Here is a 24,471-nt window from a genome sequence, read left to right on the forward strand (position 1 = left end):
AGGCATTGTCACCAGGGTTGAGGGGCTTGATGATGTTGGCACTTGAGCGGATCTGTTGACACCTGTGAGGTATCTGTGGTGGACATCGCCGAAGACGGTCGTACCTGGCTCCTCTCGGGGCCGGCCAGCAGCTATGCCCTGCATCTCACCGATGCGGACGAGCTGCTCCACCTCCACTGGGGGCCACGGATCGCCATCGAGGACGCCGAGGCCCTCGCGCGGGACCCGCTGCCCGGCTACTGGCCCTTCGAGTCCCCGCTCGACGGCCGCGAGGAGTACCCCGTCGAGGGCGGCCCCCGTTTCGTCCGCCCCGCCCTGTCCGTGCGCACCGAGGAACGCCGTGGCACCGAGTGGCGTTTCGGCTCGTACGCGACGCAGGGCGACAACGAACTGCACCTGCGCTTCGACGACGACGGGATCACGATCACCCTGCACTACCGGATGCGCGGTGACGTCGTCGAGCGCTGGGTGACGGTGGAGAACGGCGGGCACGCGCGCGTGGAGCTGCTGCGGGCCGACGCGGCCACCTGGACCCTGCCCGACCGCGACGGCTGGCGGCTGTCCCAGCTGCACGGCCGCTGGGCCGCCGAGTCCCGGCTCACCACCGCCCCCCTCACCTACGGCGAGAAGGTCATCGGCAGCCGCCGCGGCCACACCGGCCACCAGCACCTGCCCTGGGTGGCCCTCGACACCGACGCCACGGAGGAACACGGCGAGGTCTACGGCTGCGCGCTCGGCTGGTCCGGCTCCTGGCGGATGGCGGTCGCGCAACTCCCGGACGCGCGCGTGCAGATCACGGGCGGTGCCGGCTACGACGACTCCGGCCTGCTGCTCCTGCAGCCGGGGGAGTCGTACACCACCCCCGTCTTCGCCGGTCTGTGGAGCGAGGGCGGCTTCGGCGGCGCGAGCCGCACCTGGCACGCGTACCAGCGCGCGTACGTCGTCCCGGACGCGGAGCGGGACCGGCCGGTGCTGTTCAACTCCTGGGAGGCGACGAACTTCGACATCTCCGAGGAGCAGCAGCTCGCGCTCGCCCGCCGGGCCGCCGGGATCGGTGTGGAGCTGTTCGTGGTGGACGACGGCTGGTTCGGCGCCCGCACCAGCGACCGTGCCGGGCTCGGCGACTGGACGCCCAACCCCGACCGCTTCCCGCAGGGCCTGAAGTCGCTGGCCGACCAGGTGCACGGCCTCGGCATGCAGTTCGGCATCTGGGTCGAACCGGAGATGGTCAACCCGGACAGCGAGCTGTACCGCGCGCACCCGGACTGGGTGCAGTACCAGCCGGGACGCAGGCGGACCGAACTGCGCAACCAGCTCGTGCTCAACCTCGCCCGCGAGGACGTCCAGCACTATCTGTGGGACCAGTTGGACACCCTCCTGTCCAGCGCCCCCATCGACTATGTGAAGTGGGACTTCAACCGCTGCTTCACCGACGCGGGCTGGCCGGGCGAGGCGTACCCGCAGCGGCTGTGGGTGGACCACGTCCGTGCCCTGTACGCCCTGCTGGACCGGTTGCGCGCGGCCCACCCCGGCGTCGCCTTCGAGTCCTGCTCGGGAGGCGGCGGCCGGATCGACCTCGGGGTGCTGACCCGCACCGACCAGGTGTGGACCTCCGACAACACCGATCCGCTGGACCGGCTCGCCATCCAGCACGGATTCAGCCAGCTCCACCCCGCCCGGGTCATGGCCGCCTGGGTCACCGACAGCCCGAACACCCAGCTCAACGGGCGCGTCAGCCCGCTGCGGTTCCGGTTCGTCAGCGCCATGGCGGGCGTGCTGGGCATCGGCGGCGACCTCACCGAGTGGAGCGCCGAGGAACTGGCCGAGGCCCGGCGCTGGGTGGATCTGTACAAGGAGATCCGCCCGGTCGTCCAGCACGGCGAGTTGTACCGGCTGCGGCCTCCGGCCGGCGGCCTGAGCGCCGTGCAGTACCTCCGCGGTGCGGAGATCGTGGTCCTGGCCTGGCTCCAGGCGCAGAGCCACGGCGAGTCGGCGCCGGCGCTGCGACTGCGCGGACTCGACCCGGCGGCGTCGTATGAATGCCGCGAAACCGGCGAGGTGCACCGCGGGGCCGTCCTGCTGCACCACGGGCTGCGCACCGGCCTCAAGGGTGACCTGGACGCGACGGTTCTCCGGCTGCGGCGCATCTGATCCTTCTGCCGGAACACCCGCGGCGATCTCACGGTCAACGCGCCTGACGACCGGTCTATTCCTGGATGGCGAACTCTTTTGGAGTGGCTCATCTCACCGTTCGTCAACCCCTGCCTACGGTCGCGTAGGTCACATCCGAAGGTGAATCATGGTCCGATGTGGCAGACGATTCGAAGAATGACAACAGATCAGTGATCGGGTCGTACGTGGCGGTGGGGGACAGCTTCACCGAGGGCGTCGGCGATCCCGGGCCCGACGGGGCCTTCGTCGGCTGGGCCGACCGGTTCGCGGTACTGCTCGCCGACCGGCGGCCCGAGGGCGACTTCAAGTACACCAATCTCGCGGTCCGCGGGAAGCTGCTCGACCAGATCGTGGAGGACCAGCTCCCGCAGGCCGTCGAACTCACCCCGGACCTGGTCTCCTTCTGCGCGGGCGGCAACGACATCATCCGCCCGGGCACCGACCCGGACGAGGTGGCCGAGCGCTTCGAACGGGCCGTGGCCCTGCTGACCGAGGCCGCGGGCACGGTCATGGTGACGACCGGCTTCGACACGCGCGGCATCCCCGTGCTCAAGCATCTGCGCGGCAAGATCGCCACGTACAACGGGCACGTGCGCGCCATCGCCGACCGGTACGGCTGCCCGGTGCTGGACCTGTGGTCCCTGAAGTCCGTGCAGGACCGCAGGGCCTGGGACAACGACCGGCTGCACCTGTCTCCCGAGGGGCACACGCGCGTGGCACTGCGCGCCGGCCAGGCCATGGGCCTCGAGACCCCGGCCGACCCGGAGCAGCCGTGGCCGCCGCTGCCACCCCGGGGCACCCTGGACATCCGCCGCGACGACGTCCACTGGGCGCGCGAGTACCTCGTCCCGTGGATCGGTCGACGGCTGCGCGGCGAGTCCTCCGGCGACCACGTGACGGCGAAGGGCGCCCTGTCCCCGGACGACATCAAGCACCGCATCGCCTCGGTGGCCTGACGCCACCACTCCTGCCCCTGCCCGCCCACCCGGCGGGTACGGGGCGTGGGCGTGCGGTGTACGGCTCCGGGCGCGGCTGTGCCACCCCGCACGTACGACGCCCTGGCCGTACCCGCCGCTCGCGTGTCTCACCGCTCCCGCTCGGTCAACGCCTTCCGGTCCAGGCCCAGTTCACGGGCGAGGGCGCCGTCCACCCACTCCTGCGCCCGGCTGCGCGGCACCGCGCCCGGATACGACGTCAGCTGGACCGCCAGCCCGTCCAGCAGCGCGGTCAGCCGCAGCGCCGTACCTGCCGGGTCGGCGCACACGAACTCCTCGGCGGCCACGCCCTCGGCGATCACCTCGGTGATCGCCGCCTTCCACTGCTTGTCCAGATCCCGGGTGAGGTCCCGCAGCGCGGGCTCGCGCAGGGACACGGCCCAGCCCTCGATCCACAGCCGCCAGCCCTTGGCCTGCCCGGTCGGCGCGTACCAGCGCACCGCGGCCCGCAGCCGGCGCAGCGCGGACGTCCGCCGGCCCAGCAGCTTGCGCAGGTGCGCGAGATCGCCCTCCGCCGCGTAGGCGAAGGCCGCGGCGACCAGCTTCTCCTTCGTCGAGAAGTGGTACAGCACCAGCGCGTTGCTCACCCCGAGCGCCGCGGCCACGTCGGCGATCCGGACCGCCGCCACGCCCCGCGCCTCGATCTGCCCGATGGCGGCCCGCAGCAGCTCCTCCCGCCGCTCGGCCACGCTCAACCGCACTCTCGCCACGCGGTCACCCTAAACCGTTGTCATGGTCACCGGTACCAGCCGAAGCGTTGCGCGATCACCGGCAGCCGGTCGGTCACCAGGGCGTGGGCGGCCGCGCGCGGGGTCGTACCGTCGGCGTCCGCGCGGTCGAGCATCAGACCGGTCAGGGCGCGCATGGAGCGCCGGATATGACCGAACGCCTCGTCGGCGTCGGCGCCGATGTCACCGAACAACGTCCACCACCACCAGGCGTTCGTGGCGGAGTTGACGACCACGTCGGGCAGTACGGTCACCCCGCGCGCGGCGAGCAGCGCCTCCGCATCCGGCAGGACCGGCATGTTGGCGGCCTCCACGATCCAGCGGGCGCCGATCCGCTCCTGGTCGGCGGCGTCGATGGCGTACGACACGGCCGCAGGCACCAGGACCTCCGCGTCGGCGGACAGCCAGGCGTCGCCGGGCAGTTCGCGGTCGCCCGGGCGCAGCACACGCCGGTCGACGGTGCCGTGGCCGTCCCGCGCGGCCAGCAGCGCCTCGACGTCGAGCCCCGCCGGACTGGCGATCGTGCCCTTGATGTCGGCGACGGCCACCACGGTCAGCCCCGCGCGCGCGAGGAACCGAGCGGTGGCCCCGCCCATCGTGCCGAGCCCCTGGACGGCCACCCGGGTGCCCGCGTACGGCACCGAGGCCCGGTCCAGCGCCGTGAGGACCGACTCGGCGACCCCGCAGCCGCCGGCCAGCTCGTCCAGGCCGATGCCGTCCACCTCGACGGCGAAGGCGTCCGCGAGCCGCCGACGGGCCGCCGCCTCGTCGTCCAGCAGGGGATACACCGCCTGGACGGACGAGACCAGGCCGGCCTCGGCCGCCGCGCGGTCGACCAGGTCCTGGCTGAGGCCGAGATCCTCTCCCGTGGTCCACACACTCTCGATGTACGGGCGCATGGCGCGCAGATAGCGCACCAGCAGCCCGTACGCCTCCGGGGCCCGCGGATCGCAGTCGATGCCGCCCTTGGCGCCGCCGAGGGGGATGTAGCGGACCGCGGGGTCGTAGTGCAGGGCCTCCTTCATCGTCATGCCACGGGCGAGCCCCGCCACCTCCTCCAGGGTGCAGCCCGGGCGCATCCGCAGCCCCCCGCTGGCCACGCCCCGCACCAGCCGGTCCACGACCAGGAATCCCTGCCGGCCGGTGACGTGGTCGGTCCACACGAGCGACATCAGGGGAGCGGGGGCGGTCATGCGGTCTCCTCGGGGGCGGTGAGCGGAGCGGGGCCGTTGCGGGGCGTCGGTGAGGGCGCGTGGGGCCGGCGGGCTTGTACGCGCGCGTGCCGTGCCCTCCGCGGGCGAGGACCGGGGCGGGCGGTGACTTCTACTGAACAGTGGGTCAGTATTCGGAGCCGGTCCCGGCCTTGTCAACGTGCCGAACCGGGGCTCGGCCGGGCTCTGCGGGTGCGTTCTGGTGCCCCAGGGGCTCCGGGGTGTCGGAGGGGCCGACCATAATGGGGGCTTCATCCACTCCACCGGGAGGTACCGTGACCGGATTGCGTTCCTCGAGCTCCGGGCTCCGCGTGCTGCGGCCGGCGGCCTTCGGCGCGGACCCGGGTGGTGAGCGCATGGCACGCATCCGCCGGTCCCCGCACTTCAAGGACGGCGTCTTCCAGAATCCCGGCGGCACCGCGCGCACCCGGCCTTCCGGTTCCACGCTGGACTTCGCGAAGGTGTTCTTCGACAAGGAGACCCGGCCGCTGCGCGCCCCCAAGGGTGCGGTCCCGGTGCACCCCACGACCTTTGCCGACCTGGCCAAGCCGCCCGCCACGGGGCTGCGGCTGACCTGGATGGGCCACTCCAGCGTGCTGGCGGAGATCGACGGCCACCGGGTCCTGTTCGACCCGGTCTGGGGCGAGCGCTGCTCCCCGTTCCCGTTCGCCGGGCCCAGGCGGCTGCACCCGGTGCCGCTGCCGCTGGCCGTGCTCGGAGAGGTCGACGTGGTGGTGATCTCCCACGACCACTACGACCACCTGGACCTGCCCACGATCAAGGCGCTGGCCGGCACGGACACCCTGTTCGCGGTGCCGCTCGGCGTCGGTGCCCACCTCGAGCACTGGGGCGTCTCCCCGGACCGGCTGCGCGAGCTGGACTGGCACGAGTCCACCAAGGTCGGCGGGCTCACCCTCACCGCCACCCCGGCCCGCCACTTCTGCGGCCGGGGCCTGCGCAACACCCAGCACACCCTCTGGGCGTCCTGGGTCGTCGAGGGCGAGGAGCACCGGATCTACCACAGTGGCGACACCGGCTATTTCGACGGCTTCGCGGACATCGGCGCCGCTCACGGCCCGTTCGACGCCACGATGATCCAGATCGGGGCGTACAGCGAGTTCTGGCCCGACATTCATATGCGACCCGACGAAGGCCTGCGCGCCCACCTGGACCTCCAGGGCGGAGCGCCGCACGGCGCGCTGCTGCCGATCCACTGGGGCACCTTCAACCTCGCCCCGCACCCCTGGGCCGAGCCGGGGGAGTGGACGAAGGAGGCGGCCGAAGAGGCCGGCCAGGCGGTGGCCCTGCCCCGCCCCGGCGAGCCCTTCGAACCGGCGGGCAAGCTCCCGGCGGAGGCCTGGTGGCGAGGAGTGGCGGGAACGGAGCGCCGCACCTGGCGCTCGGTCGGCGCGCTCGTGGCCGAGCCGCCCGCCCGCGCCTGACCGGTCCCCGACGACAGCCGGCGCCGCAGGAGGAGCCCATCGCGCTCCTCCTGCGGCGCTGTCATGCGCCCCTGTGCGTCCGACTCCCTCACCTCCGCGTCCGTCCTCGAGCAGGTGATCGTCGCGGGCCGCGCGAGGCGCGGCGCCGGTGGGCGGCACCGCAGCGGACCCCGGAACTCTCAATGGCGTCCCCCGGGACTCTCAATCAAAGGCCAAAATCGACACTCTGCGTAATCGTGCGCGGGGCGCCGCCCGCCCGGGCCGGACCGGTCCGACTGGTTATCGGTCTGTCGTACGAGGCTTCATACCAGAGCGGGACGCTCCTCGTAGGACTTTGTCAACTGCCCACCGCACATGATGCTCAGGCAACTACTGTGAGTGTCCGTCGGCGGCGCAGCCGGATTCCCTGGTTCCGTCTGCCGACTCCGCGATGACGCATGCCCGCCTTGCGCACCCCGCGAGGACAGGCCCGACGGACCAGTACGAGGACGCAAGCGATGTCTCACCTCCGAGCACCGGCCACGCGCGCCGACCGCCGGGAGGGCGGCCGGCACGGGCGACCGGTCGCCCGCACCGCTCCCGCACTGCCCGAAACGCACATACGGCCTCAGCTCGTGCGGCTCGCCGTACTGCCGCCCCTCGCGGTCGCGCTCAGCGCCACCGCCGCGGTCCTGTTCAGCATCCGCTCCACCGGCGCCCGCACCGGCCCCACCCTGTGGGCGGTGCTCGCCGGCGGGGTCGCCGTGACCGTCGCCGCCATCCTCATCGCCGCCGTGGCCGCCGACCGCGCCGCCCGCGCGGTCTCCGACCGCGTCGACGTGCTGCGCCGAGCCGCCGCGCGCGGCGAGGCCGACCTGCACGCCCTGGTCGACGCGCTGCGCCAGGGCGAGACCCCGCCACAGCGGTCCTCGCGCCGCCGGCTGCCCGAGGACGCCGACGACTTCGAGCTGCTCGCCGCGGACCTCGCCCGTGCGCACGACGGCGCCGTCACCGCCGTCGTGCGCGCCGCCCAGCTCTCCAGTCACGCGGGCAACGAGCAGAAGCTGGAGGTCTTCGTCAACCTCGCGCGCAGGCTCCAGTCCCTCGTACACCGGGAGATCTCGATCCTCGACGAGCTGGAGAACGAGATCGAGGACCCTGATCTGCTCAAGGGCCTGTTCCACGTGGACCACCTGGCCACCCGCATCCGGCGGCACGCCGAGAACCTCGCCGTGCTCGGCGGTGCCGTCTCCCGGCGGCAGTGGAGCAACCCGGTGAGCATGACCGAGGTGCTGCGCTCCGCCATCGCCGAGGTCGAGCAGTACTCCCGGGTCAAACTGGTGCCGCCGATCGACGGCGAACTGCGCGGCCACGCGGTCGCCGACGTCATCCACCTGCTGGCCGAACTCATCGAGAACGCCTCGGTGTTCTCCGCCCCGCACACCCAGGTGCTGCTCCGGGCCAACCTCGTCACCTCCGGGCTGGCCGTGGAGGTCGAGGACCGCGGACTCGGCATGCCCGTCGGCGAGCAGAACCGGATGAACGCCCTGCTCGCCGACCCCGACCAGGTCAACGTCGCCAGCCTGCTGGCCGACGGCCGCATCGGGCTCTACGTCGTCTCCCAGCTCGCGCGCCGACACGGCATCCATGTGCGCCTGCAGACCAACATCTACGGCGGTGTGCAGGCCGTACTCGTGGTCCCGCAGGCGCTGTTGGGCACGGTGGCCGGGGCGCCCGCCGAGTCGTCCGGGGCCGGTGCGCCGCAGCCCCGGGAGGCGGCCGACACCGGCGCGCCGTCGCCGATGCCCTCGCCGGTGCCGGCTGTCTGGTCGGAAGAAGGGCGTGGTCCTCTCTCTGAGACCTCCGGTACGGGTACGGGGCAGACCTCTGGCACCGGCCAGACCTCGGGTACCGGCCGGACCTCCGGTACCGGGCGACGGAGGCACGCCCAGGGCGGGACCGGTCGGTACGGGGCCGAGAGCGGCTCCGGGCAGAGCGGCTCCGGGCGGAGCGCTGCCGAGGCAACGGGTGCCGGGGCCGGCTCGGTGCGGTCCGAGGCCGAGGCCGTCGGGAGCGGGCGGGGCCCAGGCGCGCCGGCACCGCTGCCCGTGCGAGGCGCCCGGCAGGACCGGCCCACCCCTGCCGCTGCCGTGCCCGGCATCGGCGCCGGGGACCGGTCCGTGGTCGAGGCGCACGACGGCATCCTTCCCACCCCGCGCGCCGGCACCGTGCGCGGCACCATGGGCAAGCCCCAACTGCCCCGCCGCCGCGCCCAGGAACACATCGTGCCCCAGCTGCGCGGCGGTCCGGCACCCCGCCAGGACGCCGACACCGTCGCGGGGCACGACCCGGGTCTGATGGCGGCCTTCCAACGCGGAATCGGACTCGCCGAGGCGCAGCAGCACATGCAGCACATGGAACACGTCGAGCGTATGGCGGCTGTACCCATGGAGCCCGTACCCATGGAGTCGGCATTCATGGTGCCCGTTTCCATGGATCCGGCACCCACGGAGCCCGGATCCTTGGAGTCCGCGTCCATGAACGGGCCCGACCTCTTGGAGCCGGTTGAGCCGGCCCCCATACCCCAAGGGCGCGCCCATACGCCCGGATTCGACGGTGCCGGTGGCGCCGGCCGGCCCGACGGGAGCGCACCGGCCGGCTGACCCCCGCACCCGAGTCACCCCCGTCACCCCTGCTCCACCCATCCCCGTCCCAACCCCCAGCGCTCCCGCAGACCTTCGTACCCCAAGGAGTCGATCCACCATGGCGAGCGATGCGCCGACCGCCCATGCATCCGACCTCGACTGGCTGCTGAGCGGCCTCGTGCAGCGCGTACCGCACACCACCAGCGCGGTGCTCCTGTCCTGCGACGGGCTGGTGAAGTCCGTGCACGGCCTGGACATCGACAGCGCCGACCACATGGCCGCCCTGGCCTCCGGCCTGTACTCGCTCGGCCGCAGTGCGGGCGTCCGGTTCGGCGACGGCGGGGAAGTCCGCCAGGTCGTCGTCGAACTCGACACGACCCTGCTGTTCGTCACCACCGCCGGCTCCGGTACCTGTCTCGCCGTGCTCGCGGGCCGCGAGGCCGACGCCGCGGTGCTCGGCTACGAGATGGCGATGCTCGTCAAGAGCGTGCGCCCCTACCTGGTGACCGCGCCCCGCCAGCACCCCGTCGACTCAGCGGCGACGAGGCCTTGAGCGTGGCCGCGGCCGGCGACGGGCCCTGGCTGGACGACGCGGCCGGACGGCTCGTGCGCCCGTTCACGGTCAGCAACGGACGGACCGAGCCCAGCGTCGCCCTCGACCTGATGTCGCAGGTGATGGCCACCGGAGTGACCCCGCTCGGCTACCTCGGCCCCGAGCACGCCCAGGCGCTGGACCTGTGCCGCGCGCCCGTGTCGGTCGCCGAGGTCGCCGCGCATCTGAAACTGCCCGCGGTGGTCACCAAGGTGCTGCTCTCCGACCTCGTCGACTGCGGGGCGCTGACCACCAAGCCCCCCGTCTTCCACCACACACCCACTGACCGGTCTCTGCTGGAGGCAGTGCTCGATGGACTACGACGACAGCTCTGACCCGTTCCCGACCGCGCTGAAGATCCTGGTGGCGGGCGGGTTCGGGGTCGGCAAGACGACCTTCGTGGGTGCGGTCAGCGAGATCGCCCCGCTCAGTACGGAGGAGCTGCTCACCACGGTCAGCGTCGGAACGGACAGTCTCGACGGCATCGAGAACAAGATGGAGACCACGGTCGCCATGGACTTCGGCCGGATCACCCTCGATCCGGAGCATGTGCTGTACCTGTTCGGTACACCGGGGCAGGAGCGTTTCTGGTTCATGTGGGACGAGCTGTCCGAGGGCGCGCTCGGTGCGGTGATCCTCGCCGACACCCGGCGCCTGGAGGACTGCTTCGCGGCCGTGGACTTCTTCGAGGAGCGCGGGCTCGGCTTCGTCATCGCCGTCAACGAGTTCGACGGCGCCTACCGCTACGACCCCGATGAGGTCCGCGCGGCCATCGACCTCGACCCGCAGATCCCCGTCGTCCGCTGCGACGCGCGGATCTCCAGCTCCGGTGTGCAGACCCTGCTCACCCTCGTACGCCACCTCCTCGCCCACGCTCCGGCGACCGCGCCGAGCCATGGCGCCCACATGTGATCCAGCCCTACCGCCCACGGAGTCCCTATATGAGGTACGCCCACAGCGCCGAAGCCCCGCCAGGAGTCCGGCCCGGAGTACGGCCATGAGCTACGAGCCACCCCGGCCGGTTCGGGGTCTGCTGCTCACCCCCGAGGACAGAGAAGCCCCCGCCCGCGTCGACCGGCTGCGCCGACTCGGCCTGGCGGACCGCCCCGATCCCGCGCTCGACGCCTTCGCCGGCCATCTCGCCCAGCTCACCGGTGCGCCGTACGCCATGGTCAACTTCATCGGCGAGGAGCACCAGTTCTTCGCCGGCCTGAGCGCCCCCGCCGTCGCGCCGGTCGTCCGCGAGGACGGCACCAGAGCCGAGATCGGCCGAGTGCTGCCCCGGGACCATGGGTTCTGCCCCCATGTGGTGGTCCGCCACAAGGCGTTGGTCCTCGAGGACGTCCGCGACTACCCGCGCTTCGCCGGCAACCCGATGGTCGACGCCTACGGCATCCGCTCCTATATGGGCGCCCCACTCATTGACCGCTGCGGCATGGCGCTCGGCACCGTGTGCGCCGCCGACACCGAACCACGCGTATGGGGGAGGGCGGGCCTGGAGACCATCAAGGCGCTCGCCGCCGAACTCATAGGACGACTCGAACGGAGCATCGAGGACGGGCTGCCCTTGTGACGCACGACGGCTCGCCTTCGCCGTCTGCAGCTGGGGCGTGAAGGAAAGCTGAGGCGGCGGTTAAGAAAAGCTCGATGGACCAGCGGCCCGCGGATACGGCAGATTGCGTGGTGATTCCACCCCTCTGACCCGGTGCGGGTGCCTTGGGCATGCTCGCGGGCCGGGATCTCACCCACAGGAGCCGCACTCGTGAAGGCGCTGGTCAAGGAGAAGGCGGAGCCGGGGCTCTGGCTGACGGACGTCCCGGAGCCGGAGATCGGCCCCGGTGACGTGCTGATCAAGGTCATGCGTACCGGTATCTGCGGCACCGACCTGCACATCCGGGCCTGGGACGGCTGGGCGCAGCAGGCGATCCGCACCCCGCTCGTCGTCGGGCACGAGTTCGTCGGGCAGGTCGTCGAGACCGGCCGCGACGTGACCGACATCCGCATAGGGGACCGTGTCAGCGGCGAGGGCCATCTGGTGTGCGGCAAGTGCCGCAACTGCCTGGCCGGCCGCCGTCATCTGTGCCGCGCCACCATCGGCCTCGGCGTCGGCCGCGACGGCGCGTTCGCCGAGTACGTCGCCCTGCCCGCGACCAACGTCTGGGTGCACCGGGTCCCCGTCGACCTCGACGTCGCCGCGATCTTCGACCCGTTCGGCAACGCCGTGCACACCGCGCTGTCCTTCCCGCTGGTCGGCGAGGACGTCCTGATCACCGGCGCCGGTCCGATCGGCCTGATGGCCGCCGCCGTCGCCCGGCACGCGGGCGCCCGCAACGTCGTCGTCACCGACGTCAGCGAGGAGCGCCTGGAACTGGCCCGCAAGATAGGGGTCAGCCTGGCCCTGAACGTCGGACGGTCCACCATCGCCGACGGCCAGCGCGAGCTGGGGCTGCGCGAGGGCTTCGACATCGGCCTGGAGATGTCCGGCCGCCCCGAGGCCATGCGGGACATGATCGCGAACATGACGCACGGCGGCCGGATCGCCATGCTCGGCCTGCCGTCCCAGGAGTTCCCGGTCGACTGGTCCCGGATCGTCACGTCGATGATCACCATCAAGGGCATCTACGGCCGCGAGATGTTCGAGACCTGGTACGCGATGTCGGTGCTGCTGGAGGGCGGCCTGGACCTCGCCCCCGTGATCACCGGCCGCTACGGCTACCGCGATTTCGAGGCGGCCTTCGCCGACGCAGCCAGCGGCAAGGGCGGCAAGGTCATCCTCGACTGGACCGCGTGAGCCGGACCGCGCGAGCCTAGGAACGCGCAAGCCGAAGAACGCGCAACTCCCGTCCCCTGCAAGCATCTTCAGGAGAGCCTCCCCATGTTCGACACCGTCCGCGACGACCTGCGCGTCACCCTCGACGAGATCCGCGCCGCCGGTCTGCACAAGCCCGAACGGGTCATCGGCACCCCGCAGTCCGCGACCGTCAACGTCACCGCCGGCGGCCGTCCCGGCGAGGTCCTCAACTTCTGCGCCAACAACTACCTCGGGCTCGCCGACCACCCCGAGGTGATCGCCGCCGCCCACGAGGCGCTGGACCGCTGGGGCTACGGCATGGCCTCCGTGCGCTTCATCTGCGGCACCCAGGAGGTGCACAAGGAGCTGGAGGCCCGGCTGTCGGCGTTCCTCGGCCAGGAGGACACGATCCTGTACTCCTCCTGCTTCGACGCCAACGGCGGTGTCTTCGAGACCCTCCTCGGCGAGGAGGACGCAGTGATCTCCGACGCGCTCAACCACGCCTCCATCATCGACGGCATCCGCCTGTCCAAGGCCCGCCGCTTCCGCTACGCCAACCGCGACCTCGCCGACCTGGAGGCCAAGCTCAAGGAGGCGACCGAGGGCGGTGCCCGGCGCAAGCTGGTCGTCACCGACGGCGTCTTCTCGATGGACGGATACGTCGCCCCGCTCGGCGAGATCTGCGACCTCGCCGACCGCTACGACGCGATGGTCATGGTCGACGACTCGCACGCCGTCGGCTTCGTCGGCCCGACCGGCCGCGGCACCCCCGAGCTGCACGGCGTCATGGACCGTGTCGACATCATCACCGGCACCCTCGGCAAGGCCCTCGGCGGCGCCTCCGGCGGCTACGTCGCGGCCCGCGCCGAGATCGTCGCCCTGCTGCGCCAGCGCTCCCGCCCGTACCTGTTCTCCAACACCCTCGCCCCGGTGATCGCCGCCGCCTCCCTGAAGGTCCTCGACCTGCTGGAGGCCGCCGACGACCTGCGCGTCCGCCTGAACGAGAACACCGCGCTCTTCCGCCGCCGGATGACCGAGGAGGGCTTCGACGTCCTCCCCGGTGACCACGCCATCGCCCCCGTGATGATCGGCGACGCGGCGAAGGCGGGCCGCATGGCCGAGCTGCTGCTGGAGCGGGGTGTGTACGTGATCGGCTTCTCCTACCCGGTCGTCCCGCAGGGCCAGGCCCGCATCCGTGTCCAGCTGTCCGCCGCGCACTCCGCCGAGGACGTCAACCGCGCGGTGGACGCGTTCATCGCGGCGCGCGCCGAGCTGGCGGCCTGACCAGGGCGTACGCCTTGCGATAATGGACCGCATGATCGAGGCACGGCGGCTCCACATCCTCCGTGCGGTGGCCGACCACCGCACGGTCACGGCGGCAGCCGCCGCGCTCTATCTCACCCCCTCCGCCGTCTCCCAGCAGCTGACGGCCCTGGAGCAGGAGACCGGCCACCGGCTGGTCGAGCGCAGCGCGAAGGGGGTGCGGCTCACTCCGGCGGGCGAGATCCTGCTGAGCCACACCAACGCCGTCCTCGCCCAGCTGGAGCGGGCCGAGGCGGAACTCGCGGCCTACGGCTCGGGCGAGGCGGGCACGGTCACCGTGGCCGCCTTCGCCACCGGCATCGCCCAGGTCGTGGCCCCGGCCGTGGCCCGGCTCGCGGAGACCGCGCCCGGCATATGCATCCGCGTCCAGGACGCGGAGGGCGACGCGAGCCTGCCAATGGTGCTGGACCGGCAGGTCGACGTGGCGGTGGCCGTGGAGTACCGCGGCGCCCCGCCCGCCGACGACCCCCGGCTCACCCACGTCCCGCTGTACGCCGAGCCGTTCGACGCCGTCGTACCCGTCGGACACCGTCTCGCGGACACCGCCGAGATCCCCCTCGCCGACCTGGCCAAGGACCCCTGGATCGGCCCGTATCCCGGCAATCCCTGCCATGACGTGGTCGTCCTCGCCTGCGAGAGCGCCGGCTTCCAGCCCCGCCTGGAGCACTCCTCCGACGACTTCCGCGCCGTGGTCGCCCTGGCCTCGGCCGGCGCGGGCGTGGCCCTCGTACCGCGCTCGGCCCTGAAGGGCATGGACCTGACCCGGGTGATCGTCCGCCCTGTCGACGGTGTGGCCCCGACCCGCCGCGTCTTCGCCGCGGTCAGGCGCGGGGCCGAGGGGCATCCGCTCATCCGCCCGGTGCTCGAGGCGCTGGGGCGGGCGGCGCAGGAGGCGTGAGGCTTCCGTAACACCGTCGTCTCGTATCAGGGATAGCGTCCCGGATATGAGAACCTCCGAGGGACCCCTCGACACCCGGATCGACACTCGGCTCGGCGTCCGACTGGCCGAGCTGCGCGCCCAACACGGCTGGTCCCTGGGCGAGTTGGCACAGCGCAGCGGGGTGAGCCGGTCGACCCTGTCGCGCGCCGAACGCGCCGAGACCAGCCCCACCGCCGCCCTGCTGAACCGGCTCTGCCACGTCTACGGCCGCACCATGTCCCAGCTGCTGAGCGAGGTCGAGGCGGCACCGGCCCCGCTGGTGCGGGCCGCCGACCAGCAGCTCTGGGAGGACCGGGCCGCCGGCTTCGTACGCCGCTCCGTCTCCCCGCCGCACCCCGGACTGCGCGGCGAACTGGTCGAGGGCCGGCTCGCGCCCGGCGCCGACATCGCCTACGACCGCCCGCCCGTGACCGGCCTGGAGCAGCATCTGTGGGTGCTCGACGGTGCCTTGGAGGTGACCGTCGGCGATTCGGTCCACCACCTGGACACCGGCGACTGCCTGCGGATGCGCGTCGTCGGCCCGACCCGGTTCCGCTGCGCCGGACCCGGCGCGACGCGGTACGTGCTGGCGGTGGTGCGGCCGTGAGGGTGGCTCGCTGGAACGGCGCCCACGTGCGCGCGCACGCCCCGCAGCTGGCGGAGCTGCTGGCCGACACGGTGGACGGCGGCGCCTCCGTCGGTTTCCTCGCCCCGCTCGCCCGCGCGGAGGCCGCCGCCTGGTGGCGTGAGCGCGCGGACGCGACGGCGGCGGGCCGGCTCGCGGTGTGGGCGGCCGTGGACGACTCGGGCCGGGTCACCGGCACCGTGAGCCTGGCCCACCCCGACAAGCCGAACAGCCGCCACCGCGCGGAACTGGTGAAGCTGATGGTGCACCGCACCGCGCGCGGGCGGGGACTCGGCCGTCTCCTCCTCGCCACTGCCGAAGAGGCCGCAGCCGCCGCCGGTGTCACCCTGCTCCACCTCGACACCGAGACCGGCAGCCCCGCCGAGCACCTGTACCGCGCGGCCGGCTGGACGCGGGCCGGTGTCATCCCCGACTACGCGCTGAGCCCGGCGGGCGAGCTGCGGCCGACGACCCTCTACTACAAACGGCTCGCGGAGTGACTGTCAGTGCCGGCAGCTACGGTGCGTTGCATGCCGGACGCTGAAGACGTACGCCGTATCGCCCTGTCCCTGCCCGACACCACGGAGCAGATCGCCTGGAGCATGCCCACGTTCCGGGTGGCCGGGAAGATGTTCGCGACCCTGCCCGAGGAGGAGACCTCCATCGCCGTGCGCTGCCCCAAGGAGGAGCGCGACGAGCTGGTGCTGGCCGAGCCGGGCAAGTTCTGGATCGCCGGCCACGAGGCCCAGTTCGCGTGGGTAAGAGCGAGACTCTCGGCGCTAGAGGACGAGGGCGAGCTGCGCGACATCCTCGCCGACTCCTGGCGCCAGGCCGCCCCGCCCCGGCTCCTGGACGCCCACCCCGAGTTGGGCCGCCCGCCCGCGGAGTGAAAATCCCCGCTGCCCGCGGGCCCGGCGTGGCATGATCCCGCGGCGCGGGCGGCGTGGCGAGAGAGAGCCGGGCCGGCAGGGGAGGGGGCATCCGCCATGACGGGAACGGACGCACGGCAGGACAGCACCACCGGGCACGGACGGCGCCACCGTCACATCCCGCAGACCCGGTGGCCTCGGCGGGCTCGTCGGACCGAGGCGGGCCCGCCACCCGTCTGGTCGCGGAACTTCGCCCTGTTCTTCGCGGCCCGGGCCGTGGCCCGGCTCGGCGACACCATGCTGCCCGTGGCCCTCGCCGCCGGCCTGCTGGAGCACGGGTACGGCGCGGGCGCGGTCGGCCTCGCCATGGCCTCGACGGCGGCCGCCTTCGCCGGACTCGTCGTCTTCGGCGGGGTCGTCGCCGACCGCTTCAGCACCCGCCGCCTGATGATCGGCGCCGACCTGGCCCGGCTCGTCACCCAGTCCCTGGCCGCGAGCCTGTTCTTCGCCGGCCATGTGGTGCTGTGGCAGATCTGCGTCATCGGCTTCGTCAACGGCGTCGCGGGCGCGGTCTTCCAGCCCGGCGTGGCCAGCACGGTGCCCCGGCTCGCCGCCGACATCCAGGGCGCCAACGGGGCGATCCGCATCGCCGAGTCCGCCGCCCAGCTCGCCGGACCGGCCGTCGCCGGCCTCCTCGTCGGCTTCGCCTCGCCCGGCGGGGTCTTCGCCGCGCACGCCGCCACCTACGCGGCCAGCGCCCTGTGCCTGCTGCTGCTCCGGCTGCCCCCGCTGCCCGAGAGCGCCCGCGGCACCGCAGGCCGCGGGATGCGCGCCTTCCGGGCCGATCTGGTCCAGGGCTGGCGGGAGTTCCGCTCCCGGGCCTGGCTGTGGGGTGTGATCACCGTCTGGTGCCTGTACATGATCGCCGTGTGGGGTCCGACCGTCCCGCTCGTGGCCACGGAGGTGGTCCAGCACCACGGCCCGCGCGCCTACGGCCTGGTCAACTCGGCTCTCGGCGCGGGCACCGTCGTCGGCGGCGTGCTCGCCCTGCGGCTGCGTCCGCGCCGGATGCTCCGGGCGGGCGCACTCGCCCTGTTCGCCTTCTTCGGCTTCCCGGCGGCCGTCGGCGCGGGCCTCGGCGTGGCGGTGATGGCGGCCGGGGCGGCCGTCGCCGGCGCCGGGATGTCCTTCTGGAGCGTGATGTGGGCGACCAGCGTGCAGACCCAGGTCCCGGCCGACGTCCTCAACCGCATCCACGCCTACGACGTGGCCGGGTCCCTCGCGATGATGCCGGTCGGCCAGGCTCTCGCCGGCCCGGCGGCCGGGGTCCTCGGTGCCGGTCACGTCCTGCTGGTCTCCGCCGTGACCAGCGTGGTGGTGGCCGCGACCCTGCTCGTGATCCCGGCGGTACGGGACCTGGTGCGGGCCGAGCCGGACAGACCCGGGCACCGGCACCTCCGTGGTCACTCGCGGACATGATCACTCGTGGCCGCGATCACACGTGGACGGCGGCCCGCCCCGCCTCCACGAACGCGCCGATCCGCGCCCGCAGGCCGTGCGCGTCCAGCCCGTGCGCGGCCACGTGCTCCTCGATCGTGCCGTAGCGGCGCAGCTCCCGGCGCCCCACGCCGAGGCCCAGCACCCGGTGCGGAACGTAGGACAGGGCCTCGCTCACCGCGGCCGTCGAGGTGCCCGCGAGGTACGGCTCGACCAGCACGACGTCGTTGCCCGCCGCCTGCGTGGCCCGGCGCAGCCCCGCCGCGTCGAAGGGCCGTACGGTCGTCGCATACAGCACGGTCACGTCCAGGCCCTCCGTCGCGGCGAGGACCGCGTCCAGTACCGGGCCCACGGCGACGACCACTGCGCGGCGGCCCTCGCGGATCGTGACGAAGTGCCGTCCGTCGATCACCCGGCCCTGCCGGTTGGACTGCACGGACAGCCGTACGTACACCTTGTCGTCGCCCGCGGCGACCGCGTGGTGCAGCAGGGTCTCGGCCTCGTCCGGATGTCCGGGCACATGGACGGTCCAGCCGTCCAGGGTGTCGAGGAGCGCCACGTCCCCGGGGGACATGTGCGTGTAGCCGCCCGCCGGCCAGTCGAACGAGGCCGCCGCGCTGACCAGCACCGCACCCGCGTCCTGGTGCCCCAGGTCCAGTTTGATCTGCTCGAACGGCCGCTCCACGAGGAAGCTGGCGAAGGTGTGCACGACGGGCCGCAGGCCGGTCAGCGCCAGTCCGGCCGCCGCCCCGACCAGCAGCTGCTCCCGGATGCCGACGTTGATCACCCGGTCGGGATGCCGGGCCATGGCCTCGCGGAAGGCGTCCTTGCCGATCTCGGCGAGGACGACGGCGACCCGGGGGTCCTCGTCCAGCATCCGGGACAGGGCGGGGGCGAAACGGTCACGCATGGTTTCCATGACGAGGAACTCTTTCCGTTCGGGAGTGCGGACAGGGGCGGGGGACATCAGGCGGCCTTGGGTTCGACCCGGGCCACGACCACGTGCGGCCGACCGGGATGCGGCGCGGTGAACGCGGCGTACAGTGCCTCGTGATCGCGGCCGTCGACGGTCACGGCGGACCAGCCCGCGGCCTCGAACCGTGCGGCGATCCCGCCGGGCAGCCCATGGCTGGCGGAGGAGTTGTCGACCACGATCGTGTGCAGCCGCTCCAGAGCGGCGGGCCCGGCGAAGGCGATCGCCTCGTGGTTGCTGCCCTCGTCCAGCTCGGCGTCCCCGATCAGCACCCAGACCGCCGGGTCGTGCAGCCCCTGCGCGCGCAAACCCAGGGCGCTGCCCACGGCGATGGGCAGCCCGTGCCCGAGCGACCCGCTGGCGATCTCGGCGCCCGGCACCAGCACCCGGTCCGGATGGTGCCCGAGCGGGGAGTCGTACGTCCCGAACCCGGCCAGCCGGTCGACCGGCACGAACCCCTTCGCCGCCAGCACCGCGTAGTACGCCATCGGCCCGTGACCCTTGCTCAGCAGGAACCGGTCCCGGGCCGGATCGTCCCGCCGCTGCGGTGTCACCCGGAGCACCCGGTCGTAGAGCACCCACAGGACGTCGAGGGTGGAGGTGGCGGCCGGCCCGTGCTTCTCATCGCCGGTCATGAGGCTCATCAGCCCGGGCAGGTCGTCGTAGCCGTGGACGCGGCTGTCGTCCGCTGTGATCGTCATGCAGACGATCGTGCAACCTCAACCAAACTTGAGGTCAACCGGGAAAGCGAGGCGCGCCCACCGATCCGAGTGCGGTATTGTTTCCCTGCGCGTTTCGACCGGGGAAACCCCAGGTCAGACGGCACCGGGACGTGGCGCAGCTTGGTAGCGCACTTGACTGGGGGTCAAGGGGTCGCAGGTTCAAATCCTGTCGTCCCGACTTGCGAAGCATGCAGGTCAGGGGTCGTGTCGGAGCAGTCCGACACGACCCCTTCCGTATGCCCGGTCCGCACCGGATTCCCTGTCCGGCGCGGGCCGCGTCTTGTCACCGGCCCAGGTTGACCGTCATGTCCCGCCCCTGGACGACCGGATGGGCTGTGTCCCGCCGCTGACGGTGTTGTGCACGTTGCCGCCCGCGGCAGCGGCCTGCGCACCCCGCCATCACTCCTCCAGCAGCGCCCCGAACCCGCCGTCGAGGGCCGCCCGCACGCCGAGCGCGGTGGCCGGAGCCTGGGCGCGGGCGGCGTTGTCCGGATCGTTCTGCGGCGCGGTCGGCTCACCCGCGCCCGAGCTGATCCGGGAGACCTCGCCGGACTCGCCGCCCGGCCGCCGGAAGGGGCGGCGCACCTGCGCGGGCAGTCCCCGCCAGGCGTTGCGTCCGGCTTCGCGGCGAGGCTCCCGGACGGTGACATGAGGGCCGCCGCGGTGATGCGGTCCGTCGTGTTCTCCCCGGTCGGTGTCTGCCGGTCGGGCCCAGGGCGCCCCGTGCCCGACCCGCCCGCAGACGGGGCGACCTGGCGCATGCGCCAAACCCGGCACACCGTCAGGAGCGGGTCCCGGCCGCGGGGGTGGGCGCTGGAGCGACGAGCCGTGCGAGACCCGACGGGCGGTGTCAGGCCGCGGGCTCGGTGTCCCGGCGGGACAGCGCCAGGAAGGCCACGAAGCCGACGATCGCCACCGTCCAGGACAGCGTCACCGGGCCCAGGCCCAAGGCCAGGCCGCCCCGCTTGGCCGGCAGGGCCATCCAGTCGGCCAGCGACGCGCCGAGCGGGCGCGTGATGACGTACGCCGTCCAGAACGCGGTCACCGCACCCAGCAGGCGGGCGCGGTGGGCGAGGGCCGGGACACAGATCGCCACGGCGAACAGGACGATCGAGCCCGCGTAGCCGAGGCCGATGGTCGCGGTCAGGTCGCCCGCGGCGGTGCCCAGCGCGAACGTCGCGAGGACGGCCGCCCAGTAGAAGAACTCGCGGCGGCGGGTGCGGATCGAGTGGATGGACAGCGTGCGCTCGCTCGCGTACCACAGGGCGAAGACGGCCGCGAGGGCGACGAGGAAGAGCGGGGTGGACAGGGTGTACGGCACCCCGAGGCCCACGTGCAGCACGTCGGCGGCCATCGTGCCGAACACGCTGACCATCACGATCGCCGTCCAGTAGATCCAGGCCACGTACCGGTGGACGGCGAACTGGAGCACGAGCGCCGCGACGAAGGCGAGAGCGCCGAGACCGACCGCCGGGACGGGGCCCAGTGTGTGGCCCAGGAAGTCGGAGGCGGTCTCGCCCATGCCCGTGGTGAGGACCTTGATGATCCAGAAGTAGACGGTGACCTCCGGCACCTTGTTGGCGCTCTCGCGTATGCGCGCGCGTGCGCGCCCGCTGGGCCGGTGCTCGAGGACGTGCTCTGTGCTCATGCCCCGCACCCTCGCATGGTCAACAGCACCCTACCCAGCCCCCTTTGCCATTGTTTTGAGGCTTCTGGTGCAGCTGTTGCCACGCGGTGCGGCGAACCTGAACGCAACCTGAACGCGGTCGCGTCATCCCTGGTCAAGGTCCCGACCGGCCTGATAGACAGGCCGGTCGGAGGCCTGCGGTGTCAGTACGTGAGACCCACGTGCGCGAGCGCCTGCCTGAGCAGGACCCCGTGTCCGCCCGGCATCTCGCTCTGCACGGCCGGGGAGGCGGCCTCCTGCGGGCTGAACCAGACCAGGTCCAGCGCGTCCTGCCGGGGGCGGCAGTCGCCGGAGACCGGCACGACGTAGGCGAGGGACACCGCGTGCTGACGCGGGTCGTGGTACGGGGTGATGCCCGCCGTGGGGAAGTACTCCGCGACAGTGAAGGGCTGGAGCGAGGCGGGGATGCGGGGCAGCGCGACCGGGCCGAGGTCCTTCTCCAGGTGGCGCAGCAGGGCGTCGCGGACCCGCTCGTGGTGCAGGACGCGGCCGGAGACCAGGGCCCTGCTGACCGTCCCGTCCGGGCCGATGCGCAGCAGCAGTCCGATGCTGGTGACTTCGCCGCTGTCGTCCACGCGCACGGGCACGGCCTCGACGTACAGGATCGGCATGTGGGCCCTGGCCATTTCCAGCTCGTCCGTGGACAGCCAGCCGGGCGTGGTTTCGGTCATGTCTGACATTGCTTGATCATACTTTCCGGGTGGGGCGCCCGCTGGGGTCGCGGGCCGGTTCGGCTGGGGGTGGTCCGTAGAGTCCGTAGAGTCGGCGGGCGTTGTCGCGGCCCGTCCAGGCGGCGATGCGCAGGGCGTCGGGCAGACTCAACTCGTCGGCGTCGACGCGGGCTTGGAGGAGATCGGCGAGCCCCTGCCGGAAGCACAGGGCGCCGAGGTGGTGGAATTCGGCCAGCCCGTAGGCGTCGGAGCTGTAGAGCAGTTTCCGGAACGGGGTGATCTCCAGCGCCTCCTCCAGCACCGCCCGGCAGCGGGCGGGGCCGGTGTGGTGCAGGGCCAGGCCGACGTCCAGGTACACCTGCTCGAACACCGCGGCCAGATAGGCGGCCTGACGGTGATACGGCCAGCAGTGCAGCAGCAGGACGGGGACGGTGCCGGAGGTCAGACGCAGCCAGTCGGTCAGCAGGGCCGGATCGGCGTGGTGCAGCCGCAGGTCGGCGTCGCCGAAGCCGGTGTGCAGCTGGAGGGGCAGGCCGAGGTCCACAGCGGTCCACAGCAGGTGCCGGACCAGCACCGGGTCGGTCAGCCGGCCCCCGCCCGCGAGCCAGTGCCGGGCGGCCCGGGTCACCTCCCGTGCCGCCGGGCGGGCCGGGTCCAGGGCGAAGCCCGTGCGGTAGGCCGCGACCGACTTCACCGCCACCACGCCCGGCCGGCGCACGGCCTCCTCGGCGGCCGCAGCGAACGCTGCCGCATACGCGTCCGGCTCGACGCCCCGCGCGGCCACCGCCTCCGCCACCTGCTCCAGGCGTACGACCTCCCGGGCCGTGGCACCGCAGGCCGCCGCCAGCTCGGCGGGCGAGGTGAGGGGGTGCGTGGTGCAGCCGGTGTCCACGAAGAACGCCTCGGCTCCGGCGGCGGTCAGGAAGCGCCGCTCGACCTCCCGTCGGCCCAGCTCCGTGCGGCGGGCCGTGTACGCGTCCGGCGGCGCGTGCCGGGGGAGGTCCAGCAAAGGGGCGCAGTGCCGTCGTACGGCCACCCCCACCGGAGTATCGAAGGGCGAGACACCGGGCCAGGCCTCGCCCTCGGTCAGGAACGAGGCGAACCCGGCGGGCGTGAGGTCGGCCGTCACGGCGCCGTGGCAGTGGTGGTCCACCAGGGGCAGCGCGGCGAGGGCCTCGTGGACCGGTCCGGGCGCGGCCATGGTCAGTACACCCAGCGGTAGGCCGCCGCCACCTGTGCGTCGTCCAGCCCCTCGGCGGTCGCCGCCTCACCGAGCCGTACGGCACGCACCGCGTCCGCGAGCACCGGGCCCAGGGCGGTGCGCAGCACCTCGTCGGTACGGAACTCCGCCACGGCCTCGGACAGTGACCGTGGCAGCCGCCGTACCCCGAGAGCCGCGGCCTCGTCCGGGCCGTACCGGGCAGGGTCGCCGGTGATCTCCTCGGGCAGTTCCAGCGCCCCGGCCGTGCCGTCGAGGCCGGCGGCGATGACGCAGCCGAGCGCCAGGTAGGGGTTGGCCGCCAGGTCCACGGGCTTGACCTCCAGGTTGGCCTCCTGTGCCCGGCGGCCCGCGGTACCGGTGATCACCCGCAGTGCCGCCTCCCGGGTCTCGCGGCCCCACGCCGTGAACACCCCCGCCCACTGCGACGGCCGGAGCCGCAGATAGCTGGCCGGGCTCGGGGCGGTGACCGCCGTCAGCGCGGGCAGCCGGGCCAGCACCCCGGCCGCGAACGACTCCGCCTCGGCCGTCATCCCGTACCGGCCCTCGCCGCCGGCGTGCAGGTTCACCCCGTCGCGCCAGCAGGACAGGTGCAGATGGCCGCCGTTGCCGACGCCGTCGGCGAGATACGCCGGGGCGAAGGACACCCGCAGGCCGTGCCGTGCGGCAACCGCCCGGATCGTCTGCCGCACCAGCACGCTGCGGTCGGCCGCCGCCACCGGGTCCAGCGCGCCCACCGAGATCTCGAACTGCCCGGCCGCGTACTCGGGATGGAGCTGGTCGACGGGCACGTCCTGCGCGGCGAGGGCGGCCAGCAGATCGGCGGTGCAGTCGCTCAGCTCCACCTGCCGGATCGCGCCGTACGCCGGACCGCGGACCGCCGGCCGGAACTCCCCGGCGGGCGCCGAGCCGAGCCCGACCGCCCACTCGACCTCGATCGCCGCCTTGAAGGCGAGGCCGTGCCGCTCGGCCGCGTCGGCCACGGTCCGGCGCAGAAAGGTTCGGGCACAGCCGGGGTGCCGGGCGCCCTCCTGGGTGATCCGGTCCACCGGCGCCCACGCCCAGCCGGGCTGCGCCGCCAGCGCCACCAGCCGGTCGAGGTCCGGGTAGAGCCTCAGGTCGCCGTCCGGGGAGCCGAGCACGTCGGTGGTGACGACCGAGTCGTCGCAGAGGAAGGTGTCGAACACCGGGGACATGCCGACGCCCGAGGTCACGGCCGCCGCCAGCCGAGCCGTGGGGACGGTCTTCACCCGGCACACGCCCGCGGTGTCCACGTACGCGAGCACGATCCCGTGTACGCCCTGCCGGGTCAGCTCGGCGGTGAGCCCGGCGACCCGGCGCAGATCCTCGGGGCGCCCGCCGGGCACGGGGTCGGCAAGGGTGGTCATACGTCCTCCTCGGCTCGGTCCGC

The 24,471-nt window shown here is 73.0% G+C and carries 24 protein-coding genes and 1 tRNA gene; 16 read left to right on the forward strand and 9 right to left on the reverse strand.

What is annotated here, in order from left to right; genetic code table 11:
• The first annotated feature begins 75 nt into the window (after positions 1-75).
• A complete protein-coding gene (locus GQF42_RS37685) occupies positions 76-2,151 on the forward strand; it encodes an alpha-galactosidase (protein ID WP_158931058.1) in 2,076 nt (691 codons plus the stop codon).
• A 191-nt stretch (positions 2,152-2,342) separates the two neighbouring features.
• Entirely contained in the window at positions 2,343-3,128 is a 786-nt protein-coding gene (locus tag GQF42_RS37690; protein ID WP_158927464.1) for an SGNH/GDSL hydrolase family protein, read from the forward strand.
• A 128-nt stretch (positions 3,129-3,256) separates the two neighbouring features.
• Here GQF42_RS37690 and GQF42_RS37695 read toward each other — a convergent pair whose 3' ends face one another.
• On the reverse strand, positions 3,257-3,877 hold the full coding sequence (locus GQF42_RS37695; protein ID WP_199272933.1) for a TetR/AcrR family transcriptional regulator: 621 nt from the start codon (positions 3,875-3,877) through the stop codon (positions 3,257-3,259).
• A gap of 26 nt (positions 3,878-3,903) precedes the next feature.
• Positions 3,904-5,088 carry a glutamate dehydrogenase gene (locus GQF42_RS37700; RefSeq protein ID WP_158927466.1) on the reverse strand — a complete coding sequence of 395 codons (1,185 nt, stop codon included), beginning with the start codon at positions 5,086-5,088 and terminating at the stop codon, positions 3,904-3,906.
• A 260-nt stretch (positions 5,089-5,348) separates the two neighbouring features.
• On the opposite strand from GQF42_RS37700, the gene GQF42_RS37705 reads away from it, so the two are divergent.
• The 13 genes from GQF42_RS37705 to GQF42_RS37765 all read left to right on the forward strand — a co-directional run bounded on the left by GQF42_RS37705 (position 5,349) and on the right by GQF42_RS37765 (position 17,770).
• On the forward strand, positions 5,349-6,548 hold the full coding sequence (locus GQF42_RS37705; RefSeq protein ID WP_375998458.1) for an MBL fold metallo-hydrolase: 1,200 nt from the start codon (positions 5,349-5,351) through the stop codon (positions 6,546-6,548).
• A 497-nt stretch (positions 6,549-7,045) separates the two neighbouring features.
• Entirely contained in the window at positions 7,046-9,190 is a 2,145-nt protein-coding gene (locus GQF42_RS37710; protein WP_199272934.1) for a sensor histidine kinase, read from the forward strand.
• Positions 9,191-9,290: 100 nt separating this feature from the next.
• Positions 9,291-9,725 carry a roadblock/LC7 domain-containing protein gene (locus GQF42_RS37715; RefSeq protein WP_158927470.1) on the forward strand — a complete coding sequence of 145 codons (435 nt, stop codon included), beginning with the start codon at positions 9,291-9,293 and terminating at the stop codon, positions 9,723-9,725.
• 2 nt (positions 9,726-9,727) lie between these two features.
• Positions 9,728-10,099: a DUF742 domain-containing protein gene (locus GQF42_RS37720; RefSeq protein WP_067053808.1), complete on the forward strand. Its 372-nt coding sequence runs from the start codon at positions 9,728-9,730 to the stop codon at positions 10,097-10,099.
• The gene (locus GQF42_RS37725; protein ID WP_158927472.1) at positions 10,077-10,676 is read left to right on the forward strand and encodes a GTP-binding protein; all 600 of its coding nucleotides are present in this window, start codon (positions 10,077-10,079) and stop codon (positions 10,674-10,676) included. The genes GQF42_RS37720 and GQF42_RS37725 overlap by 23 nt, the downstream gene beginning before the upstream one ends.
• 85 nt (positions 10,677-10,761) lie before the next feature.
• Entirely contained in the window at positions 10,762-11,337 is a 576-nt protein-coding gene (locus GQF42_RS37730) for a GAF domain-containing protein (RefSeq protein WP_158927474.1), read from the forward strand.
• Between the two features lie 189 nt (positions 11,338-11,526).
• Positions 11,527-12,555 carry an L-threonine 3-dehydrogenase gene (gene tdh / locus GQF42_RS37735; RefSeq protein WP_158927476.1) on the forward strand — a complete coding sequence of 343 codons (1,029 nt, stop codon included), beginning with the start codon at positions 11,527-11,529 and terminating at the stop codon, positions 12,553-12,555.
• Between the two features lie 84 nt (positions 12,556-12,639).
• Positions 12,640-13,839: a glycine C-acetyltransferase gene (locus GQF42_RS37740; RefSeq protein ID WP_158927478.1), complete on the forward strand. Its 1,200-nt coding sequence runs from the start codon at positions 12,640-12,642 to the stop codon at positions 13,837-13,839.
• A gap of 31 nt (positions 13,840-13,870) precedes the next feature.
• Entirely contained in the window at positions 13,871-14,776 is a 906-nt protein-coding gene (locus GQF42_RS37745) for a LysR family transcriptional regulator (RefSeq protein WP_158927479.1), read from the forward strand.
• 46 nt (positions 14,777-14,822) lie between these two features.
• Positions 14,823-15,404 (forward strand): helix-turn-helix domain-containing protein, encoded by a 582-nt coding sequence (locus tag GQF42_RS37750; RefSeq protein ID WP_158927480.1) that lies wholly within the window; start codon positions 14,823-14,825, stop codon positions 15,402-15,404.
• Between the two features lie 2 nt (positions 15,405-15,406).
• Complete coding sequence (locus GQF42_RS37755; protein WP_158931062.1) at positions 15,407-15,922, forward strand: GNAT family N-acetyltransferase; 516 nt, start codon at positions 15,407-15,409, stop codon at positions 15,920-15,922.
• A 30-nt stretch (positions 15,923-15,952) separates the two neighbouring features.
• Positions 15,953-16,312 (forward strand): MmcQ/YjbR family DNA-binding protein, encoded by a 360-nt coding sequence (locus GQF42_RS37760; RefSeq protein ID WP_158927481.1) that lies wholly within the window; start codon positions 15,953-15,955, stop codon positions 16,310-16,312.
• A gap of 96 nt (positions 16,313-16,408) precedes the next feature.
• Positions 16,409-17,770, forward strand: a complete 1,362-nt coding sequence (locus GQF42_RS37765; RefSeq protein WP_158927482.1) for an MFS transporter — start codon at positions 16,409-16,411, stop codon at positions 17,768-17,770.
• Positions 17,771-17,786: 16 nt separating this feature from the next.
• Here the strand turns inward: GQF42_RS37765 and GQF42_RS37770 are convergent, their stop codons facing one another.
• Complete coding sequence (locus GQF42_RS37770; protein WP_158927483.1) at positions 17,787-18,707, reverse strand: transketolase family protein; 921 nt, start codon at positions 18,705-18,707, stop codon at positions 17,787-17,789.
• Between the two features lie 47 nt (positions 18,708-18,754).
• The gene (locus GQF42_RS37775) at positions 18,755-19,462 is read right to left on the reverse strand and encodes a thiamine pyrophosphate-dependent enzyme (RefSeq protein WP_158927484.1); all 708 of its coding nucleotides are present in this window, start codon (positions 19,460-19,462) and stop codon (positions 18,755-18,757) included.
• A gap of 125 nt (positions 19,463-19,587) precedes the next feature.
• On the opposite strand from GQF42_RS37775, the gene GQF42_RS37780 reads away from it, so the two are divergent.
• Positions 19,588-19,661: transfer RNA gene (locus GQF42_RS37780), tRNA-Pro, on the forward strand.
• 221 nt (positions 19,662-19,882) lie between these two features.
• On the opposite strand, the gene GQF42_RS46380 is transcribed toward GQF42_RS37780, so the two are convergent.
• From GQF42_RS46380 to GQF42_RS37805, 5 genes are all read right to left on the reverse strand, one after another.
• Positions 19,883-20,068, reverse strand: a complete 186-nt coding sequence (locus tag GQF42_RS46380; RefSeq protein ID WP_233273619.1) for a hypothetical protein — start codon at positions 20,066-20,068, stop codon at positions 19,883-19,885.
• Positions 20,069-20,333: 265 nt separating this feature from the next.
• The gene (locus GQF42_RS37790) at positions 20,334-21,131 is read right to left on the reverse strand and encodes a COG4705 family protein (protein WP_158927486.1); all 798 of its coding nucleotides are present in this window, start codon (positions 21,129-21,131) and stop codon (positions 20,334-20,336) included.
• A 182-nt stretch (positions 21,132-21,313) separates the two neighbouring features.
• A complete protein-coding gene (locus GQF42_RS37795; RefSeq protein WP_158931064.1) occupies positions 21,314-21,841 on the reverse strand; it encodes an NUDIX hydrolase family protein in 528 nt (175 codons plus the stop codon).
• Between the two features lie 16 nt (positions 21,842-21,857).
• Positions 21,858-23,042, reverse strand: coding sequence for an amidohydrolase family protein (locus GQF42_RS37800; RefSeq protein WP_158927488.1), 1,185 nt, complete (start codon positions 23,040-23,042; stop codon positions 21,858-21,860).
• A gap of 2 nt (positions 23,043-23,044) precedes the next feature.
• On the reverse strand, positions 23,045-24,448 hold the full coding sequence (locus GQF42_RS37805) for a type I glutamate--ammonia ligase (RefSeq protein ID WP_158927490.1): 1,404 nt from the start codon (positions 24,446-24,448) through the stop codon (positions 23,045-23,047).
• Between the last annotated feature and the right edge of the window lie 23 nt (positions 24,449-24,471).

The organism is Streptomyces broussonetiae (assembly GCF_009796285.1).
Taxonomy (GTDB): Bacteria; Actinomycetota; Actinomycetes; order Streptomycetales; family Streptomycetaceae; genus Streptomyces; species Streptomyces broussonetiae.

Excerpts from the sequence above, each read along its gene's own strand:
- GQF42_RS37790 (WP_158927486.1), bottom strand. The coding sequence starts at position 21,131 with ATGAGCACAGAGCACGTCCTCGAGCACCGGCCCAGCGGGCGCGCACGC.
- GQF42_RS37740 (WP_158927478.1), top strand. The coding sequence starts at position 12,640 with ATGTTCGACACCGTCCGCGACGACCTGCGCGTCACCCTCGACGAGATC.
- GQF42_RS37710 (WP_199272934.1), top strand. The coding sequence starts at position 7,046 with ATGTCTCACCTCCGAGCACCGGCCACGCGCGCCGACCGCCGGGAGGGC.
- GQF42_RS37750 (WP_158927480.1), top strand. The coding sequence starts at position 14,823 with ATGAGAACCTCCGAGGGACCCCTCGACACCCGGATCGACACTCGGCTC.
- GQF42_RS37805 (WP_158927490.1), bottom strand. The coding sequence starts at position 24,448 with ATGACCACCCTTGCCGACCCCGTGCCCGGCGGGCGCCCCGAGGATCTG.
- GQF42_RS37715 (WP_158927470.1), top strand. The coding sequence starts at position 9,291 with ATGGCGAGCGATGCGCCGACCGCCCATGCATCCGACCTCGACTGGCTG.
- GQF42_RS37795 (WP_158931064.1), bottom strand. The coding sequence starts at position 21,841 with ATGACCGAAACCACGCCCGGCTGGCTGTCCACGGACGAGCTGGAAATG.
- GQF42_RS37745 (WP_158927479.1), top strand. The coding sequence starts at position 13,871 with ATGATCGAGGCACGGCGGCTCCACATCCTCCGTGCGGTGGCCGACCAC.
- GQF42_RS37700 (WP_158927466.1), bottom strand. The coding sequence starts at position 5,088 with ATGACCGCCCCCGCTCCCCTGATGTCGCTCGTGTGGACCGACCACGTC.
- GQF42_RS37725 (WP_158927472.1), top strand. The coding sequence starts at position 10,077 with ATGGACTACGACGACAGCTCTGACCCGTTCCCGACCGCGCTGAAGATC.
- GQF42_RS37800 (WP_158927488.1), bottom strand. The coding sequence starts at position 23,042 with ATGGCCGCGCCCGGACCGGTCCACGAGGCCCTCGCCGCGCTGCCCCTG.
- GQF42_RS37765 (WP_158927482.1), top strand. The coding sequence starts at position 16,409 with ATGACGGGAACGGACGCACGGCAGGACAGCACCACCGGGCACGGACGG.
- GQF42_RS37730 (WP_158927474.1), top strand. The coding sequence starts at position 10,762 with ATGAGCTACGAGCCACCCCGGCCGGTTCGGGGTCTGCTGCTCACCCCC.
- GQF42_RS37775 (WP_158927484.1), bottom strand. The coding sequence starts at position 19,462 with ATGACGATCACAGCGGACGACAGCCGCGTCCACGGCTACGACGACCTG.
- GQF42_RS37760 (WP_158927481.1), top strand. The coding sequence starts at position 15,953 with ATGCCGGACGCTGAAGACGTACGCCGTATCGCCCTGTCCCTGCCCGAC.
- GQF42_RS37770 (WP_158927483.1), bottom strand. The coding sequence starts at position 18,707 with ATGGAAACCATGCGTGACCGTTTCGCCCCCGCCCTGTCCCGGATGCTG.
- GQF42_RS37705 (WP_375998458.1), top strand. The coding sequence starts at position 5,349 with ATGGGGGCTTCATCCACTCCACCGGGAGGTACCGTGACCGGATTGCGT.